The following is a 16,885-nucleotide window of genomic DNA, read 5'->3' as shown; positions in this document are numbered from 1 at the left end:
CAGAGAGAGATTATGCCGTTTACATTGGGTCAACGCTGGATAAGCGACACGGAAAGCGAATTAGGATTAGGGACCGTCGTCGCGATTGATACGCGCATGGTAACCCTGCTTTTCCCCGCCACTGGTGAAAACCGACTGTATGCTCGTAATGATTCCCCAATCACCCGCGTGATGTTTAACACCGGGGATACCATCAGTAGCCATGAAGGATGGCAGCTATTGGTGGAAGAAGTGGTTGAAAATAAAGGGCTGCTGACCTACATCGGTACGCGTACCGATACCGAAGAGACGGGCGTCGCGATGCGCGAAGTGCTGCTCGACAGCAAGCTGACCTTCAGCAAGCCTCAAGACCGACTGTTCGCCGGTCAAATCGACCGCATGGACCGTTTCGCCCTGCGTTTCCGCGCCCGTAAATACCAGCGCGAACAGTTCCGTCTGGAGTTCGGTGGCCTACGCGGTATGCGTGCCAGCCTGATCCCCCACCAGTTGCACATTGCTTATGAAGTGGGCCAGCGCCACGCCCCGCGCGTGCTGTTAGCCGACGAAGTGGGTCTGGGTAAAACTATCGAAGCCGGGATGATTATCCACCAGCAATTGCTGTCTGGTCGCGCCGAACGCGTGCTGATCGTGGTGCCGGAAACCCTGCAACACCAGTGGCTGGTCGAGATGTTGCGCCGCTTCAACCTGCGCTTCTCGCTGTTTGATGACGACCGCTACGCCGAGTCGGTCCATGAAGCCACTAACCCGTTTGAAACCGAGCAGTTGGTTATCTGTTCGCTGGACTTCGTACGCCGCAATAAGTCTCGTCTCGAGCAGTTGTCCGAAGCCGAGTGGGACATGCTGGTGGTCGACGAAGCGCACCACTTGGTGTGGAGCGAAGACGCGCCGAGCCGCGAATATCAGGTGATCGAGCAGCTTTCTCAGCAGATCCCAAGCGTGCTGTTGCTGACCGCAACCCCAGAGCAGCTGGGCCAGCAGAGCCACTTTGCCCGCCTGCGCCTGCTCGACCCGGATCGTTTCCACGATTACGAAGAATTCATCGAAGAGCAGCAGCAGTATCAGCCGGTGGCTGACGCCGTGACCCTGCTGCTCAACCAAGAACAATTAACGCCGGAAGCGCTGGCGCTGCTGGGCGAACGCGTGGGCAATGCCGACGTCGACACCCTGCTGGCCGCCGCCAACGCCGGTGATGAAGCCGCCGCCAAGAAGCTAGTCGCGATGCTGATGGACCGCCACGGCACCAGCCGCGTGCTGTTCCGTAACACCCGTAATGGCGTGAAAGGCTTCCCCGAGCGCCACCTGCACGCGGTGAAATTGCCTCTGCCAACCCAGTACCAGACCGCAATTAAGGTGTCCGGCATCATGGGCGCCAAGAAAACGGTAGAAGCGCGCGCTTACGACATGCTCTACCCGGAGCAGATTTATCAGGAGTTCGAAGGCGACAACGCCACCTGGTGGAACTTCGACCCGCGCGTGGAGTGGCTGTTGGGCTACCTGACGGCCAACCGTGACGAAAAAGTGCTGGTGATCTGCGCCAAAGCCGCCACCGCGCTGCAACTGGAGCAGGTGCTGCGCGAGCGCGAAGCCATTCGCGCCGCCGTGTTCCACGAAGGTTTGTCGATTATTGAGCGTGACCGCGCGGCGGCCTACTTCGCTTCTCAGGAAGATGGCGCACAGGTGCTGCTCTGTTCTGAAATCGGCTCCGAAGGGCGTAACTTCCAGTTCGCCAGCAAAATGGTGATGTTCGATCTGCCCTTTAACCCGGACCTGCTGGAGCAGCGTATTGGCCGTCTGGACCGTATCGGTCAGCAGAATAACATCGACATCATGGTGCCTTACCTCGAGCAGACCGCGCAGTCGGTGCTAGTGCGTTGGTTCCATGAAGGTCTGGACGCTTTCGAGCACACCTGCCCGACCGGCCGCACCATTTACGACAGCGCCTATGAGCAGCTGATTGCTTTCCTGGCGACGCCAAACGAGCAAGAAGGGTTGAACGAGTTTATTGCTGAATGCCGCAGTAAGCACGACGCGCTGAAGCTGGCGCTGGAAAACGGTCGCGACCGCCTGCTGGAGATGCACTCCAACGGCGGCGAACCGGCGCAGCAGCTGGCAAAAGAGATCGGCGAGCAGGATAACGACGTCAATCTGGTGAACTTCGCGCTGAACCTGTTCGACATCGTGGGGATCAATCAGGAAGACCGCAGCGATAACCTGATCGTGCTGACGCCGTCGGATCACATGCTGGTGCCGGACTTCCCTGGCCTGCCGGAAGATGGCTGCACCGTGACCTTCGACCGTGAGCAGGCGCTGTCCCGCGAAGACACGCAGTTCATCAGTTGGGAACATCCGATCATTCGCAATGGTCTGGATCTTATCCTGTCAGGCGATACCGGCAGCTGCGCGGTGTCTATCCTGAAGAATAAGGCGCTGCCGGTCGGCACGCTGCTGGCCGAGCTGGTGTATGTGGTGGAGTGTCAGGCACCGAAGCACCTGCAATTAACCCGCTTCTTGCCACCGACGCCGGTTCGCATGTTGATGGACCGTAAAGGCACCAATCTGGCGGCTCAGGTTGAATTCGAAAGCTTCAACCGCCAGTTAAATGCCATTAACCGTCACAACTCCAGCAAGCTGGTCAACGCGGTACAGGCTGATGTCCACGCCATGCTGCAACAGGCCGAGCCGCAGATTGCCGAAGAAGCCCGCACGCTGATTGAAGCCGCCAAGGTCGAAGCCGACGTGCAGCTGAACCAAGAGCTGGCGCGCCTGAAGTCGCTGAAAGAGGTTAACCCAAACATTCGTGATGACGAGCTGGAAGCGATAGAATCGAACCGCCAACAGGTTCTGGCTAACCTGAACGATGCCAGCTGGCGTCTGGATGCTATTCGACTGGTGGTGGTTAGCCATCAGTAATGCCAGCCAAGAGGCAGGTGCCCCCTGCCTCTTCCCTTTTCATGACAGTAGATAATTGAAACCGCGATGAGTGAAAATCAATCCACATCCTACATCCCTTCCAATACCAAGCCGCTGGAGGATTACCACCCGCCGAAGGATCCTTGGTTACAGGTGATTTTTCAGGATAAGCACATCATGGTGGTCAATAAGCCAAGCGGCCTGCTGTCCGTTCCCGGCAAGCTGGCTGAGCATCACGACAGCCTGATGACCCGCATTCAGCAAGAGTTTCCCGAAGCCGAGTCGGTGCATCGCCTGGATATGTCCACCAGCGGCGTGATTGTGGTGGCGTTAACCAAGGAAGCCGAGCGCGAGCTGAAACGCCAGTTCCGCGAGCGCGAGACCAAAAAAGTCTATATCGCCCGCGTCTGGGGCCGGGTGGAAGAGGATTACGGCATTATCGATTTGCCGCTGATTTGTGATTACCCGAATCGCCCGAAACAGAAGGTGTGTCACGAAACCGGAAAAAAAGCCCTCACCCAGTATGAAGTGATGTCCTGGGACGATGACGGCACCACGCGCGTTAAGCTACGCCCGATCACCGGCCGCTCGCACCAGTTGCGCGTTCACCTGCTGGCTATTGGTCATCCGATCCTTGGCGATAAGTTCTATGCGCCGCCCGAGGCAATGGCCGTGGTCAATCGCCTGCAGCTGCACGCGCAGGAGTTGTCGTTTTACCATCCCATCACCGATGCGCCGCTGGTCTTCAACTGCGAGCCGGATTTCTAATAAGATGAAGAACACATTACTCAGAAACAGAATAAGTAATGTGTGATTCTGTATTTTATATTTAACTAATTAATCATTCTACTCCCATAATAAACAACCCCGTGTTTGGGGATGTAAATCAATATATTCTCTCTAAGCAACCGGCAATAGAATCTGGATTATCTCTATATTAATTAGATAGTTTCAAATTAAACATTGACCGGAATTATAAGTATTTAGGGAAATATGAATATGACATGGAAACCAAAGTTACTAAGTAGCTTAATTGCCTTGGCTCTTTTTGATGTTGACGCGGCCGTCATGCGAGAAGATGTCTCGGTACAGGATTACCGCGATTTTGCTGAAAATCTTGGCAAGTACAGTCCAGGGAAGGAAGGCGTTGAAGTTTTAAATAAGGATGGCACGCCGGCGGGAAAGCTAAACTTCCCTATTCCCGATTTTAGCGCCATTGATAGTAATGGGATAGCCACACTGATGACCTCCTCCCAATATCCGTACCAGGCTAAACTAGAGATCCGGACCTTTTTGATGACTTCGGGCAAATTCTGCCGGAGTCAGATTATTTAACGAAGAATGTGGGCGAAAGTGATTATATTCCTGCCGCCAGCATTCAATTTTCTCTTGAGCATCTTCCAAAGAAAGGAACCAGTGTACGTTCAGACATTCATCCCTCAGGCTGCCATTAAATGACTCTATAAAGGCATTATCCGTAGGCTTTCCGGGCCGTGAGAAGTCCATCGTCACCTGATTTTCATAGGCCCAACGGTCCATCGATTTAGAGATAAACTCGCTGCCGTTGTCTGTCTGCAGCCTTTGCGGAACACGCCCCCACGACAGCTTCAACCGCTCCAGAACAGCCACAACATTCTCGCCCCGTAACCCCTGACCGACTTCGATCGCCAGACATTCCCGACTAAAATTATCGACTATAGTTAGCGCCCTGATCCGACGCCCGTTGAACAGGTTATCAGCAACGAAATCCATGCTCCAGCACTGATCTGCAACAAGCACCTGAGGCCGTCCTTTCCGGTGTCTGGCGGTCACATGCCGGCGTGGGCGTTTCGAACGCAGGTTGAGCCCCTCAAGGCAGTAAATACGGTGTGTTTTCTTATGGTTAACCAGCCAGCCCTCACGGCGCAAAAGAATATGAATGCGCTGGCAGCCATAACGGATACGCGTTTCTGCAATTTCCCGTATCCGTTGGGTAATAGCCCTGTCGTCACGATGACTACAGTAATGATAAACCGTGCGACTCTGCATTATCAGACGGCATCCTCTGCGTACACCGATACGGTAGGCCGCCAGCAGATATTCAACTGCTTCCCGCTTCTGCGGCGGCCTCAGAACTTTTTTCGAATGACATCCTGCAGCATCTCCTTGTCCAGACTCAGATCGGCGACGAGACGTTTGAGGCGCTGATTCTCTTCCTCAAGCTGGCGAAGACGGCGTAATTCCGTGACGCCCATGCCGCCAAATTTCTTCTTCCAATTGTAAAATGTCGCCTCAGAAATCCCCATCTTTCTGCAGACTTCCTCGACACGAGTGCCGGTTTCAGCCTGTTTGAGTGCAAAAGCAATTTGTTCCTCGGTATAACGCGTCTTTTTCATAACGAATGACCTCTTTTTGGACGGAAAAGAAGGGCCAAAACTCTACTTTACAACGGTACTGAAAGAAGGGAAGAGATCACTGACGCACCCTTCTTATATTGCCAGCGTGGCGCATAATGGGGGATATCAAAGTGTTAATTTCGGTAATAAGGCCAAGTACAATACTGAGTATCAGATAATTAACCGCAACGATGACCCGGCATATAAAACAAATAATAAGGATTTTCATCTTCCACGTCTTAATAAAGTAGTTACCGAAACTGCACCGATGCCAATTGCCGACCCTAACGATGTTAAAAACGACAGCGAGCGATACCAATATTTCGCACGAGCGGGTACGGGTACTCAATATCAAATCGACCCGGTGACAAAAGAGAAAAAATGGCTTTCAGGAGCTTATAGCTGGAAAACCGGCGGCACCATAACCAATCCGACTTTCCAAAATGGTCATTTAACTTGGAAAAACTATGGTCCAAACGATCCTCGGGTCGAACCTTTTAGTAGTGGTATTCAGCCTGGGGACAGCGGAAGCCCGCTCTATGTCTACGATAATAAAGAAAAAATCTGGAAGTTAATCGGTGTGTCGCCTTGGGTAGGTGGCAATGGCCCCTATAACTTAGAAAGTTACACACTCTATATGCAGCAATCATTCATGAACAGTGTACTTGCCAAAAATACAGATCCAGATGTCACTGACAGTGCTGGCATGGGTGATATCCACTGGACTAAGGCAAGCATCAGTCAAGGCAATAATAGTTGGCAATGGCATGGCGTCGACGCGATCCTGCCCTATCTGGCTAGCAATGCTCAACTTGATGCCAGTAAAGACCTGAGATTTGCAGGGGATGGAGGCCGGATCGTTCTGGAAGACTCTATCAACCATGGCGCAGCAAAATTAAGGTTCTCCAACAACTACCAAGTCGACTCTGCTCCAGGAAAAAATAGTACCTGGGTCGGCGGGGGGATTGAAATCGACGCTGAAAAAACGGTCGATTGGCGAGTCAATGGCCTACTAGGCGATAACCTGCATAAAATTGGTAAAGGCACCCTGCACGTTAATGGTATTGGAAATAACGAGGGTGGGTTAAACGTCGGCGATGGCTTGGTTATTCTGAACCAGCGGGTAAATGCTCGGGGGCAGCAGCAGGCTTTTTCCAGTGTGACGCTAGTCAGTGGCCGCCCGACTGTGCGTATTGAAGGCCAGAATCAAATTGAAAGCAACAGAATCAATTTCGGTTATCGCGGCGGCACACTGGATGTTAACGGGCATGACTTTGCCTTTAAAACCATTAATCATAATGATAATGGCGCTAAAATCCTTAACAGTCATCCAAACAAACTCAGCACTCTGCGTTTTAACAATTCGAATAATCAGAGGTTTATCGGTCACCTCGGTAGTGAAGAAACACGCTTTAATCTAGATATCGACTATTCACCTGAGTCAGCTCTCCATAGCTGGGAACTTGCGGGCGGCGCAGAGCTAAATAAATTATCTGTCAATCGAGGCACCTTTATTCTGAGTGGCAGACCGACACCCCATGCCGGAGGTGTGGTAGTCGATAATGACTGGATCGATGAAACCTACAGCTTTAACAACATCGATGTGGCAAGTTTTTCAACGCTTCGGGTGAGTGAACATGCGTCATTAACTGCGAAGGTAAAACTTAATGAACGCGCCCGCATGGTGCTTAACAGCAAATCACACCTGAAAGGCGAAGTGGATTTAACATCAGGTAGTTTGATTAGTGTTGACCAAAAAGTTGAGAGCACAACCAGTACTGACGGCGGGAATGATGTAGTTATTGATGCTGAAATCCGCGGTGATGGGAAACTGGTGAAAGGCGGGCCAGGCACCCTGTATTTCAACAGCTTTAGTCCCTTTACTGGCTCCACGGACATCAACGGCGGTTCGCTCGTACTCAATGGTTCGCTGCACTCTACTTTGACGATGGGAGATAACACCCAACTCTACGGTAGTGGCACCTTATTCTCTGACCTTATCTTTAAAGACAATGTGCGATGGGCACCTAGCAGGACGGCCACGAGTGATGGTTATAACTTCAACCCTGCGGTGCAGAGAATTAACGGCAATCTCACTACAGGCAATAATACGCTTCTCAGCCTACGTACCCATTTAGATAGACAGTCTGCACAAACCGACAAACTGCTGATAAAAGGCGATGTGATCACCAAAGAGCCTATTTCAGTGCGAATTTCGCTATCGGGAAACGGGCTGCTGACTGACTTTCATAATCTGGGTCATGCGGATAATGATGAAGGCTTGTCGCTTATCCAGGTAGCTGGCCAGGCATCGAAAAACAGCTTTAAACTGGCTCAAGGCTATGTCGCACGCGGAGCCTATGCCTATGGTCTATACGCGTTTGCACCTGGGAAGAGTTCAGCAAAGCAACGTGAAGTTGAAGGTTTCGGTAACCAGTATTGGGATTATCGTCTGCAAAACACCCTGCTGAGCGAAGGAGAAAATGCGATCCCTCAGAACGAGGCTTATTGGGATGAGAGGCCTGCGCCGGAACCAAGTAACGGTTTGATTGAGGAACTAGCTCTAAAATCTGGCAACGATGGCAGCAGGCTAGCAAAACAAAATTCATCAAAAGCCTCTCGGAAAGCCGTGACGCCGCAGATCCCATCATATCTTTCACTGTCATCTGCCATTTTGAACTACAGTTCGCGGCTGAATGAAACCTTCCGCAATCAGGTTCTGGCGACTCAAGATACTAAGCTGAACATTTTCTTCCAGTATCTTAACGGAGAAGACAAATATCATTCTTCGCTAGGCTTTATGAATTATGGCTACGACTATACGCAGAAACAGAGTGGTTGGCTGCTGGGTGGAAAAGCCCTGCACTTAGCAAATGATACTCACTCGTTGGACATTAATCTCGGTCTCTCCAACACCCAGCTTGATGTCACACCGCAGGCTGCTGACGGAAATAGCAAAATCCAGTACACAGCTTGGGGTATCTCATCTTTGGCTTCTTATGAACACAACAGTGGCATCACGGTTGACCTCAGTGCTGATATTGCGAAGTACGACGGTAATGTTTCTACCGATCTACGCGGTGGTGACGTAGCTGATATTCATGCAAAATCAATCGGCGCTACGCTGGATGTAGGTCGTAAATTTAAGCTTGGTAATCATCAGCTCACTCCTCTGGTCGGCGTGGGTATCCAGCATCTGCAAATCGATGATGTGACTGACGTCGATAACACTAAGGTGGATTATAACGACATAAATCGCCCTACCATTCGCACTGGGCTACGTTATCGTTACAACTGGGATACCTCAAAAACCGGAAAATGGGCGTTGATAGCTAATACCACCTTTATTAAGGATCTCAGTAGTGATGCAACGCTGGATATCGGCAGTACCTTCAATAGTCGCACTAATAGCTTCATCAGCGGCTCAACCGGTAGCTCTGGGATGATCGATGTGGGGATTATTAATAATCCTGTCGCCAACATCTCACTGAATGCCGGTGTGCAGTATCAGCGCAGATTGGATAACGAAGGTGTGAATTACTGGCAAGGGGTTGCGGGGGTTAAGATTAGCTTCTAATAATTAGAAAGCTGGGAAGTAAAAAAGGCACCTTTTTAGGTGCCTTTTGCATGGATGCTTATTTAAAACCTTTCTCGCGTTTAATCAGGTCATAAGCCGCCTGAATCGCCTGCGCCTTCTCTTTCGCCATCTCCATCATTTCCGGCGGCAGGCCTTTCGCCACCAGCTTGTCGGGATGATGTTCGCTCATCAGCTTGCGATAGGCGCGCTTAATGACGGCGCTATCGTCTGACGGACTGACACCCAGCACTTTACAAGCATCGGCCAGCGTCGGCCCTTGCGGAGCCCGCCGGAATCCGCCCTGTGAGTAATGCCCCTGCTGCCCGCCAAATTGCTGACCGCCCTCCATCATGCTGAGGAACTGGTCGAACTGCTGGCGGGAGATGCCTAACTCTTCGGCGATGACGTACAGCACCTGCCGTTCATTAGGATGCAGCGAGCCATCGGCAAAGGCGGCCTGGATCTGAATTTCCAGAAAAGTCCGGATTAGGTCGAAACGCCCAAAACAGACGCTGCGCAGTTCGCGCATCTTCTCACGCAGTGGATAACTCGACTCTTTACCACTCTGGAATGCGCGCTGTGCCGCATTTCGGTTCTCGCCGTGCAGCTGCATTCTGTCCATATAAAGGCTGGCAATCTGAATATCAGCCTCGGTAACACGCCCCTTTGATTTCGTTAAATGCCCCATCACCTCAAAGGTGGTGCGGAAAAATAGTGTTTGTCTTGTCTGTTGATCGGCAAAATAGCCGCGGCTTTTAGCCGAGCGCGCCTTGTCGAACATATGCCCAATCAACAGTCCTATAACGATTCCCCAGAATCCCACGCCGGACATTAAACCCAGCACAAGCCCGAGCAGCTTTCCCCAATACTGCATATACTCCTCAATTCACCATGGCGTCGTCGAAAAATTGCTTTATCATAACTGGCATTTATCGTTGTGCCTAACGGCGACGACGTTTACCGGTTGGATTTAACACTAGCGCAACGATGATGAGTAATATAGTCTCTGACCGTTTGCCGGCATGATGCCTCTGATGACGGAACACCATTTTACGTATGAAAAACAGACGTCTGAAAACACGCTTCCCCACGCTGCTGGCCACCACTATTTGGACGGCCCTGTACAGCCATGGCGCTTTAGCTGATCTCGCTGCGCAGTGTATGCTCGGCGTGCCTACTTATGATAAACCTCTGGTAACCGGTGATCCGAATAAGCTTCCTGTTAATATTCAGGCGGATCAGGCCACCGGCAACTATCCCGACAACGCGCTGTTTAGCGGTAGCGTTAATGTCGAGCAGGGTAACAGCTCTCTTACTGCCGATCAGGTGCAGCTTAACCAGGTGACAACCCCTGGCGAAGCCACGCCACTTCGCACCGTGACCGCAACCGGTGACGTGAGATATAGCGATCCGCAGATCAAACTGAACGGCCCTAAAGGTTTCTCGAATCTAACCACCAAAGATACCGATCTGGAAAAAGGTGACTACCAGATGGTAGGCCGCCAAGGTCGCGGTACGGCAGATAAGATGAAGCAGCGTGACAGCAACCGCTACACCATCTTGGATAACGGTACCTTTACTTCCTGTCTGCCCGGCGATAATAGCTGGAGCGTGGTGGGTTCGACCATCATTGAAGATCGTCAGGAAGAAGTGGCTGAAATCTGGAATGCGCGCTTCCATATTGGCCCGGTGCCGGTGTTCTACAGTCCCTATATGCAGTTGCCTATCGGCGACCGCCGCCGTTCTGGTTTCTTAATCCCGAACGCCAACTACAGCAACACTAATGGCTTCGGCGTTACTATTCCTTATTACTGGAATATCGCGCCTAACTACGACGCCACCATCACCCCAAACTACATGAGCAACCGTGGACTGCAATTGCAGAACGAGTTCCGTTATCTGACCGGCCTCGGCGCGGGTATGATGGAGTTCGATTATTTGGGCAATGACAAAAAAATTGACGACGATTATGTGAAGAGTCAGGCGCGTACCAGCGATAAAACCAAGCGCTGGATGTACTACTGGGCGCACTCAGGCGTCGTGGATCAAGTCTGGCGTTTCAACGTTGACTATACCAAGGTCAGCGATCCGTACTACTTCACCGACTTTGACTCCAAGTATGGCTCAACCACCGACGGCTATGCGGCGCAGAAATTCAGCGTCGGCTATGCCAATCAGAACTGGGACGCGACCTTAGCCAGTAAGCAGTTCCAAATCTTTAACGGCGCAGGTAACACCAACGCATACCGCGCAATGCCGCAGTTTGACGTCAACTACTACAAAAACGATCTCGGTCCGTTTGACCTTCATGTTTACGGCCAGGCCGCCAAGTTCACCAGCGTGAATCCGGATAACCCGGAAGCCACGCGACTGCACTTAGAGCCAACATTAAGCCTGCCGCTGAGTAACAGGCTGGGTAGCCTGGATAATGAAGTCAAATTAATGACGACCCATTATCAGCAGGATATTCCTGACTCGTTCTTTGCTGCTAACCCTAACTCTAAGCTGCAAAGCTCGGTAAACCGCACGCTGCCTGAGTTTAAATCTGACGGCAAGATGGTGTTTGAACGCACCATGGATTGGAACGCGGGCTATACCCAAACCCTCGAACCACGCGCCCAGTATCTTTATATTCCTTACCGAGACCAGAGTGGGATCAACACCTATGACTCCACGCTGCTACAGTCCGACTACACCGGCCTGTTCCGCGATAAGAGTTACAGTGGCCTTGACCGCATTGCTTCAGCTAACCAAGTGGCGAGTGGTTTAACCACCCGTATTTACGATGATGGTTTGGTTGAACGCTTTAACGCGTCATTGGGGCAGATTTACTACTTCACCCCTCCGCGCACTGGCGATCAGAACAGCGTTCTGGACAAGAATGATGATACTGGCAGCCTGGTGTGGGCGGGTGACACTTACTATAAAATCAACGACTTCTGGGGTGTTCGCGGCGGTGCGCAGTATGACACACGCCTTGATGCCTTAGCGCTGGGTGATGCGGTGCTTGAATACCGTGCTGATTCGGACAAAATGGTTCAGTTGAGCTACCGTTATGCCAGCCCAGAGTATATTCAGGCTACGCTGCCAAACGTGCAAAACCCGGGTTATCAGCAAGGTATTTCGCAAGTGGGCGGCATCGCCAGCTGGCCAATCGCCGATCGTTGGGCCATCGTGGGTGCCTATTATTACGACACCAAAGCACAGCAACCGGCTGATCAATTGCTCGGTCTGCAATACAATACCTGCTGTTGGGCGGTTGGCTTTGGCTACGAGCGTAAAATCACCAACTTTGATAACGTCAACGCAGAAAGTAAGTATGACAACAAGATTTCACTCACTCTTGAACTTCGTGGCCTGAGTAATAGTCATACCCTCGGAACCGCAGAAATGCTGGGCCGCGGTATATTGCCTTATCAACGTGCATTCTAAGACCGACGACATGTTGAACTCAGTGAACTTGCATCCGCAATTGCGGATTAAACAAATGGAAAATGTATGAAGAACTGGAGAACACTTCTCCTCGGCGTAACGCTTTGTGCCAGCACCGCGTTTGCAGCCCCTCAAGAGGTTGATAAAGTGGCCGCCGTGGTGGATAACGGCGTGGTCCTGGACAGTGATGTCAACAGCCTGATGCAATCTGTTAAACAGCAGGCTAAAGAGGCAAATCAGCAATTACCTGATGACGCAACGCTGCGCCACCAAATCCTTGATCGCCTGATCATGGACAAGATCCAGTTACAGATGGCCGATAAAATGGGCATCAAACTAACTGATGAAGACGTTGATAAAGCCATCGCGGGGATTGCCGCACAGAACAAACTGACGGTTGACCAACTGCGTAGCCGCCTGGCCTACGACGGTCTGAACTACAGCACTTACCGTGCCCAGATCCGTAAAGAGATGATGATCAGCGAAGTGCGTAACAGCGAAGTTCGTCGTCGCGTTACCGTTCTGCCACAGGAAGTTGATGCACTGGCCAAACAGGTTGGCGCACAAAACGGCGGCGACGCTGAGTTCAACCTGAGCCACATTTTGCTCCCTCTGCCGGAAAACCCAACGCAGGACCAGGTCGATACGGCTGAAGCTTTAGCCAAGAAACTGGTAGCTGAACTGAACAACGGTGGCGACTTCGGCAAAATGGCGATCGCCTACTCTGCTGACTCCCAGGCGCTGAAAGGCGGCAACATGGGTTGGGGCAAATTGCAGGAGCTGCCAACGCTGTTTGCTCAGGCACTGAGCACCGCGCAGAAAGGCCAAATCATCGGTCCAATCCGTTCCGGCGTCGGCTTCCATATCCTGAAAGTTAACGATATCCGTGGCGACAACAAAACCGTTTCTGTTACCGAAGTTCACGCACGTCACATCTTGCTGAAGCCGTCGGTGGTCATGACTGACGATCAGGCTCGCGCGAAGCTTGAGCAGGTCGCGGCGGATATTCGCAGCGGTAAAGCCAAGTTTGCTGATGAAGCGAAGCAGCTTTCTCAGGACCCAGGTTCAGCGAATCAGGGCGGCGACTTAGGCTGGGCATCTCCTGATATGTACGATCCGGCGTTCCGTGACGCCCTGATGAACCTGAAAAAAGGCGAACTCAGCGCACCAGTTCACTCCTCATTCGGCTGGCACTTGATTCAGTTACTCGATACCCGTCAGGTGGATAAAACCGACGCAGCGCAGAAAGAGCGCGCGTATCGCATGCTGTTCAACCGTAAATTCTCTGAAGAAGCTCAGACCTGGATGCAGGAACAACGTGCCAATGCGTACGTGAAGATTCTGGACGGTAATGGACAATAATTCTTTAGCGACAAAAAGTTTGGTCATCACCCCCGGCGAGCCAGCCGGGGTTGGGCCGGATCTGGTACTTGCTCTGGCTCAACAGGCGTGGCCTGTTGAATTAGTGGTTTGTGCCGATCCGGCTTTGTTACTTGAGCGCGCCCAGATTTTGGGATTGAAAATCGAGTTACGTGATTACCAGCCGGGCGCGGCGCCTCAGCCTCAGGCTGCGGGCACGCTGACCGTTTTGCCGGTGAAAACCGCGGTTCCAGTGATCGCTGGTCAGCTTAACGTAGCTAATGCAGGTTACGTGGTGGAAACGCTGGCTCGCGCCTGTGACGGCGCTATCAACGGCGAATTCGCCGGCTTAGTGACCGGTCCGGTGCAGAAAAGCATTATCAATGATGCCGGAATTCCGTTTATCGGCCATACCGAGTTCTTCGCCGATCGCAGCCAATGCAATCGCGTGGTGATGATGTTGGCGACGGAAGAGCTGCGCGTTGCTCTGGCGACGACGCATCTGCCGCTGATGGACGTCCCCGCAGCGATCACTCGTCAAAGCTTGCATGAAGTGATCACCATTTTGCATCATGACTTGCAGACCAAATTTGGTATTGTCGATCCGCAAATTTATGTCTGTGGTCTCAACCCGCACGCGGGGGAAGGCGGTCACATGGGGCATGAAGAGATTGATACCATCATTCCTGCGCTGAATGAACTGCGCGAAAAGGGAATGAGTCTGATTGGTCCGCTGCCAGCAGATACGCTGTTCCAGCCGAAATATCTGCAACACGCCGACGCGGTGTTATCGATGTATCACGATCAGGGCCTTCCGGTGCTAAAATACCAAGGATTCGGCCGCGCAGTGAATATCACACTCGGCCTGCCCTTTATCCGGACCTCCGTTGATCACGGTACCGCACTTGAACTGGCCGCCACCGGCACTGCCGATGCAGGCAGCTTCAAGACTGCAATAAATCTCGCCATTCGCATGGCAACCAATTCTGCTGTTCTATAAAGAAAAGTAAAACAACTACAATGAATAATCGTGTACACCAAGGCCACTTTGCTCGTAAACGTTTCGGGCAAAACTTTTTAACCGATCAGTTTGTTATCGACAGCATCGTATCGGCTATCCATCCATTGCCCGATCAGGCCGTTGTCGAAATCGGTCCCGGCCTGGCTGCTTTAACAGAGCCGGTTGCCTCGCGCCTTAATAGTATGACCGTGGTCGAGCTTGACCGCGATTTGGCCGCCCGTCTGGAGACCAATCCGAAGATGGCCGGCAAGCTGCGTGTGATCCAGTCTGACGCCATGAAAGTCGACTTCGGCGAGCTGTCGAAAGAGCTGGGCCAGCCGCTGCGCGTGTTCGGCAACTTGCCGTATAACATCTCCACGCCGCTGATGTTCCACCTGTTCCTCTATACGAATGCTATTCGCGACATGCACTTTATGTTGCAAAAAGAAGTGGTTAACCGTCTGGTTGCCGGGCCGAACAGCAAAGCTTACGGCCGCCTGAGCGTGATGGCGCAGTACTACTGCCATATTATTCCCGTGCTGGAAGTTCCGCCGGAATCCTTTACGCCAGCGCCAAAAGTGGAATCTGCAGTGGTGCGTTTAATTCCGCACGCTGAAATCCCTTATCCGGTTGACGACATCCGTATTCTGAGTCGTTTGACCACCGATGCCTTTAACCAGCGTCGCAAAACCGTGCGTAACAGCCTCGGCCATTTGTTCACCGTTGAAGAGATGGTAGAGCTGGGTCTGGATTTACAGATGCGCGCAGAGAATATTTCTGTTGAGATGTACTGCAAACTGGCTAATCGCTTATCTACCCGGCCAAAAAACGGCCAGCCGCAGCCAGAACAATAATCGTACTGAGCCAATATGATAAGGGGCGCAAGTGCCAAAGCACTGCGCCTCGAAACATAAAGGAAGCGAGGAGTAACGCTATGCTTGATTCACCACGCGTATGTGTTCAGGTGCAAAGTGTCTACATTGAATCGCAGTCGATACCTGAAGAAGAGCGCTATGTCTTCTCCTACACCGTGACCATCCGTAATCTTGGCCGCTTCAACGTACAGTTACTCCGCCGTTACTGGTTGATTACTGACAGTAATGCCCGGCAGATAGAAGTTCAGGGTGAAGGTGTGGTCGGTGAACAACCGCTTATTCTTCCTGGTAACGAATTCCATTACACCAGTGGCGCCGTGCTTGAAACGCCACTGGGTACCATGGAAGGGCATTACGAAATGGTCGCAGAGGACGGTGAATTATTCCGTGTCCCTATCCCTGTTTTTCGCCTCGCAATCCCAACGCTGATAAATTAACTCTCATGTCGACATATCTTATTGGTGATGTTCACGGCTGTATCGATGAACTCAAAGCGCTATTGGCGCAAGTCAATTTCAATCCTGAACAAGACCGATTATGGCTGACGGGCGACCTCGTGGCGCGCGGTCCCAACTCGCTCGAAGTGCTGCGCTATGTCAGCGCCTTGGGTGAGTCAGTGCGCATGGTGCTGGGAAATCATGACCTGCACTTGCTGGCGATCTATGCGGGGATCAGCTTTAACAAACCCAAAGATCGTCTCAATCCGCTGTTGGAAGCCGAAGACGCCGATGAGCTGATCAACTGGCTGCGTCGTCAACCGGTATTGCAGGTTGATGAAGAGCTGAAGCTGGTGATGGCTCATGCGGGCATCACGCCGCAGTGGGACTTGGAAACCGCGCAGATGTGCGCCCGTGAAGTGGAAGCCGTGCTGAGCAGCGACACCTACCCACTGTTCCTCGACGCCATGTATGGCGATATGCCGAACAACTGGTCGCCAGAACTGAGCGGCTTAGCCCGCCTGCGTTTTAGCACCAATGCCCTTACCCGCATGCGCTACTGCTTCCCGAATGGTCAGTTGGACATGATGTGCAAGGACACGCCGGAGAACGCGCCGCGCCCACTTAAACCTTGGTTTGATATTGAAAGCCCGATCCGCCAGGCCGGATACAGTATCGCCTTTGGGCACTGGGCTTCTCTGGAAGGTAAAGGCGCGCCGGAAGGCGTTTATGCGCTGGATACCGGCTGCTGCTGGGGTGGCGTATTGACCATGATTCGTTGGGAAGATAAGCAATATTTCACCCAACGCTCTAATCGCCGCAGCGACAAAGAGCAGGTTGCGGCACCTACCGCGTCCTGAGTACCCTTGGGCAGATCAAAAAAGGCACCTTTTCAGGTGCCTTTTTTATTTAGCCGGCGT

Annotated in this window: 12 protein-coding genes; 10 read left to right on the top strand and 2 right to left on the bottom strand. The window is 52.1% G+C overall.

Annotated elements, in window-relative coordinates; genetic code table 11:
* Nucleotides 1-12 precede the first annotated feature (12 nt).
* The 3 genes from rapA (at nucleotide 13) to V2154_RS02775 (ending at nucleotide 4,245) form a co-directional block, all read left to right on the top strand.
* The gene (gene rapA / locus V2154_RS02785; RefSeq protein WP_353500977.1) at nucleotides 13-2,910 is read left to right on the top strand and encodes an RNA polymerase-associated protein RapA; all 2,898 of its coding nucleotides are present in this window, start codon (nucleotides 13-15) and stop codon (nucleotides 2,908-2,910) included.
* Between the two features lie 66 nt (nucleotides 2,911-2,976).
* A complete protein-coding gene (gene rluA, locus V2154_RS02780) occupies nucleotides 2,977-3,678 on the top strand; it encodes a bifunctional tRNA pseudouridine(32) synthase/23S rRNA pseudouridine(746) synthase RluA (protein ID WP_353500976.1) in 702 nt (233 codons plus the stop codon).
* A 231-nt stretch (nucleotides 3,679-3,909) separates the two neighbouring features.
* Nucleotides 3,910-4,245: a S6 family peptidase gene (locus V2154_RS02775; RefSeq protein ID WP_353500975.1), complete on the top strand. Its 336-nt coding sequence runs from the start codon at nucleotides 3,910-3,912 to the stop codon at nucleotides 4,243-4,245.
* On the opposite strand, the gene V2154_RS02770 is transcribed toward V2154_RS02775, so the two are convergent.
* A protein-coding gene (locus tag V2154_RS02770; protein ID WP_088732386.1) for an IS3 family transposase occupies nucleotides 4,186-5,285 on the bottom strand; the annotation gives its coding sequence in 2 pieces (ribosomal slippage) (nucleotides 4,186-5,024 and nucleotides 5,024-5,285; 1,101 coding nt in all). The two genes, V2154_RS02775 and V2154_RS02770, sit on opposite strands and share 60 nt — an antisense overlap.
* 16 nt (nucleotides 5,286-5,301) lie before the next feature.
* On the opposite strand from V2154_RS02770, the gene V2154_RS02765 reads away from it, so the two are divergent.
* Entirely contained in the window at nucleotides 5,302-8,862 is a 3,561-nt protein-coding gene (locus V2154_RS02765; protein ID WP_353500974.1) for a S6 family peptidase, read from the top strand.
* 58 nt (nucleotides 8,863-8,920) lie between these two features.
* Here the strand turns inward: V2154_RS02765 and djlA are convergent, their stop codons facing one another.
* The gene (gene djlA, locus V2154_RS02760) at nucleotides 8,921-9,736 is read right to left on the bottom strand and encodes a co-chaperone DjlA (RefSeq protein ID WP_353500973.1); all 816 of its coding nucleotides are present in this window, start codon (nucleotides 9,734-9,736) and stop codon (nucleotides 8,921-8,923) included.
* A gap of 182 nt (nucleotides 9,737-9,918) precedes the next feature.
* On the opposite strand from djlA, the gene lptD reads away from it, so the two are divergent.
* From lptD to apaH, 6 genes are all read left to right on the top strand, one after another.
* A complete protein-coding gene (gene lptD, locus V2154_RS02755) occupies nucleotides 9,919-12,294 on the top strand; it encodes an LPS assembly protein LptD (protein WP_353500972.1) in 2,376 nt (791 codons plus the stop codon).
* A gap of 66 nt (nucleotides 12,295-12,360) precedes the next feature.
* Nucleotides 12,361-13,656, top strand: a complete 1,296-nt coding sequence (gene surA, locus V2154_RS02750) for a peptidylprolyl isomerase SurA (protein WP_353500971.1) — start codon at nucleotides 12,361-12,363, stop codon at nucleotides 13,654-13,656.
* The gene (gene pdxA, locus V2154_RS02745) at nucleotides 13,646-14,653 is read left to right on the top strand and encodes a 4-hydroxythreonine-4-phosphate dehydrogenase PdxA (protein WP_353500970.1); all 1,008 of its coding nucleotides are present in this window, start codon (nucleotides 13,646-13,648) and stop codon (nucleotides 14,651-14,653) included. Before surA ends, pdxA begins: the two co-directional genes overlap by 11 nt.
* A 20-nt stretch (nucleotides 14,654-14,673) precedes the next feature.
* On the top strand, nucleotides 14,674-15,507 hold the full coding sequence (gene rsmA, locus V2154_RS02740; RefSeq protein WP_353500969.1) for a 16S rRNA (adenine(1518)-N(6)/adenine(1519)-N(6))-dimethyltransferase RsmA: 834 nt from the start codon (nucleotides 14,674-14,676) through the stop codon (nucleotides 15,505-15,507).
* Between the two features lie 80 nt (nucleotides 15,508-15,587).
* A complete protein-coding gene (gene apaG / locus V2154_RS02735) occupies nucleotides 15,588-15,965 on the top strand; it encodes a Co2+/Mg2+ efflux facilitator ApaG/CorD (protein ID WP_353500968.1) in 378 nt (125 codons plus the stop codon).
* Nucleotides 15,966-15,970: 5 nt separating this feature from the next.
* Entirely contained in the window at nucleotides 15,971-16,825 is an 855-nt protein-coding gene (apaH, locus tag V2154_RS02730; RefSeq protein WP_353500967.1) for a bis(5'-nucleosyl)-tetraphosphatase (symmetrical) ApaH, read from the top strand.
* The last annotated feature ends 60 nt before the right edge of the window (nucleotides 16,826-16,885 follow it).

This window comes from Ewingella sp. CoE-038-23, from assembly GCF_040419245.1.
GTDB classification, from domain to species: domain Bacteria; phylum Pseudomonadota; class Gammaproteobacteria; order Enterobacterales; family Enterobacteriaceae; genus Ewingella; species Ewingella allii.
This window is presented reverse-complemented; position numbering and strand designations above follow the sequence as displayed.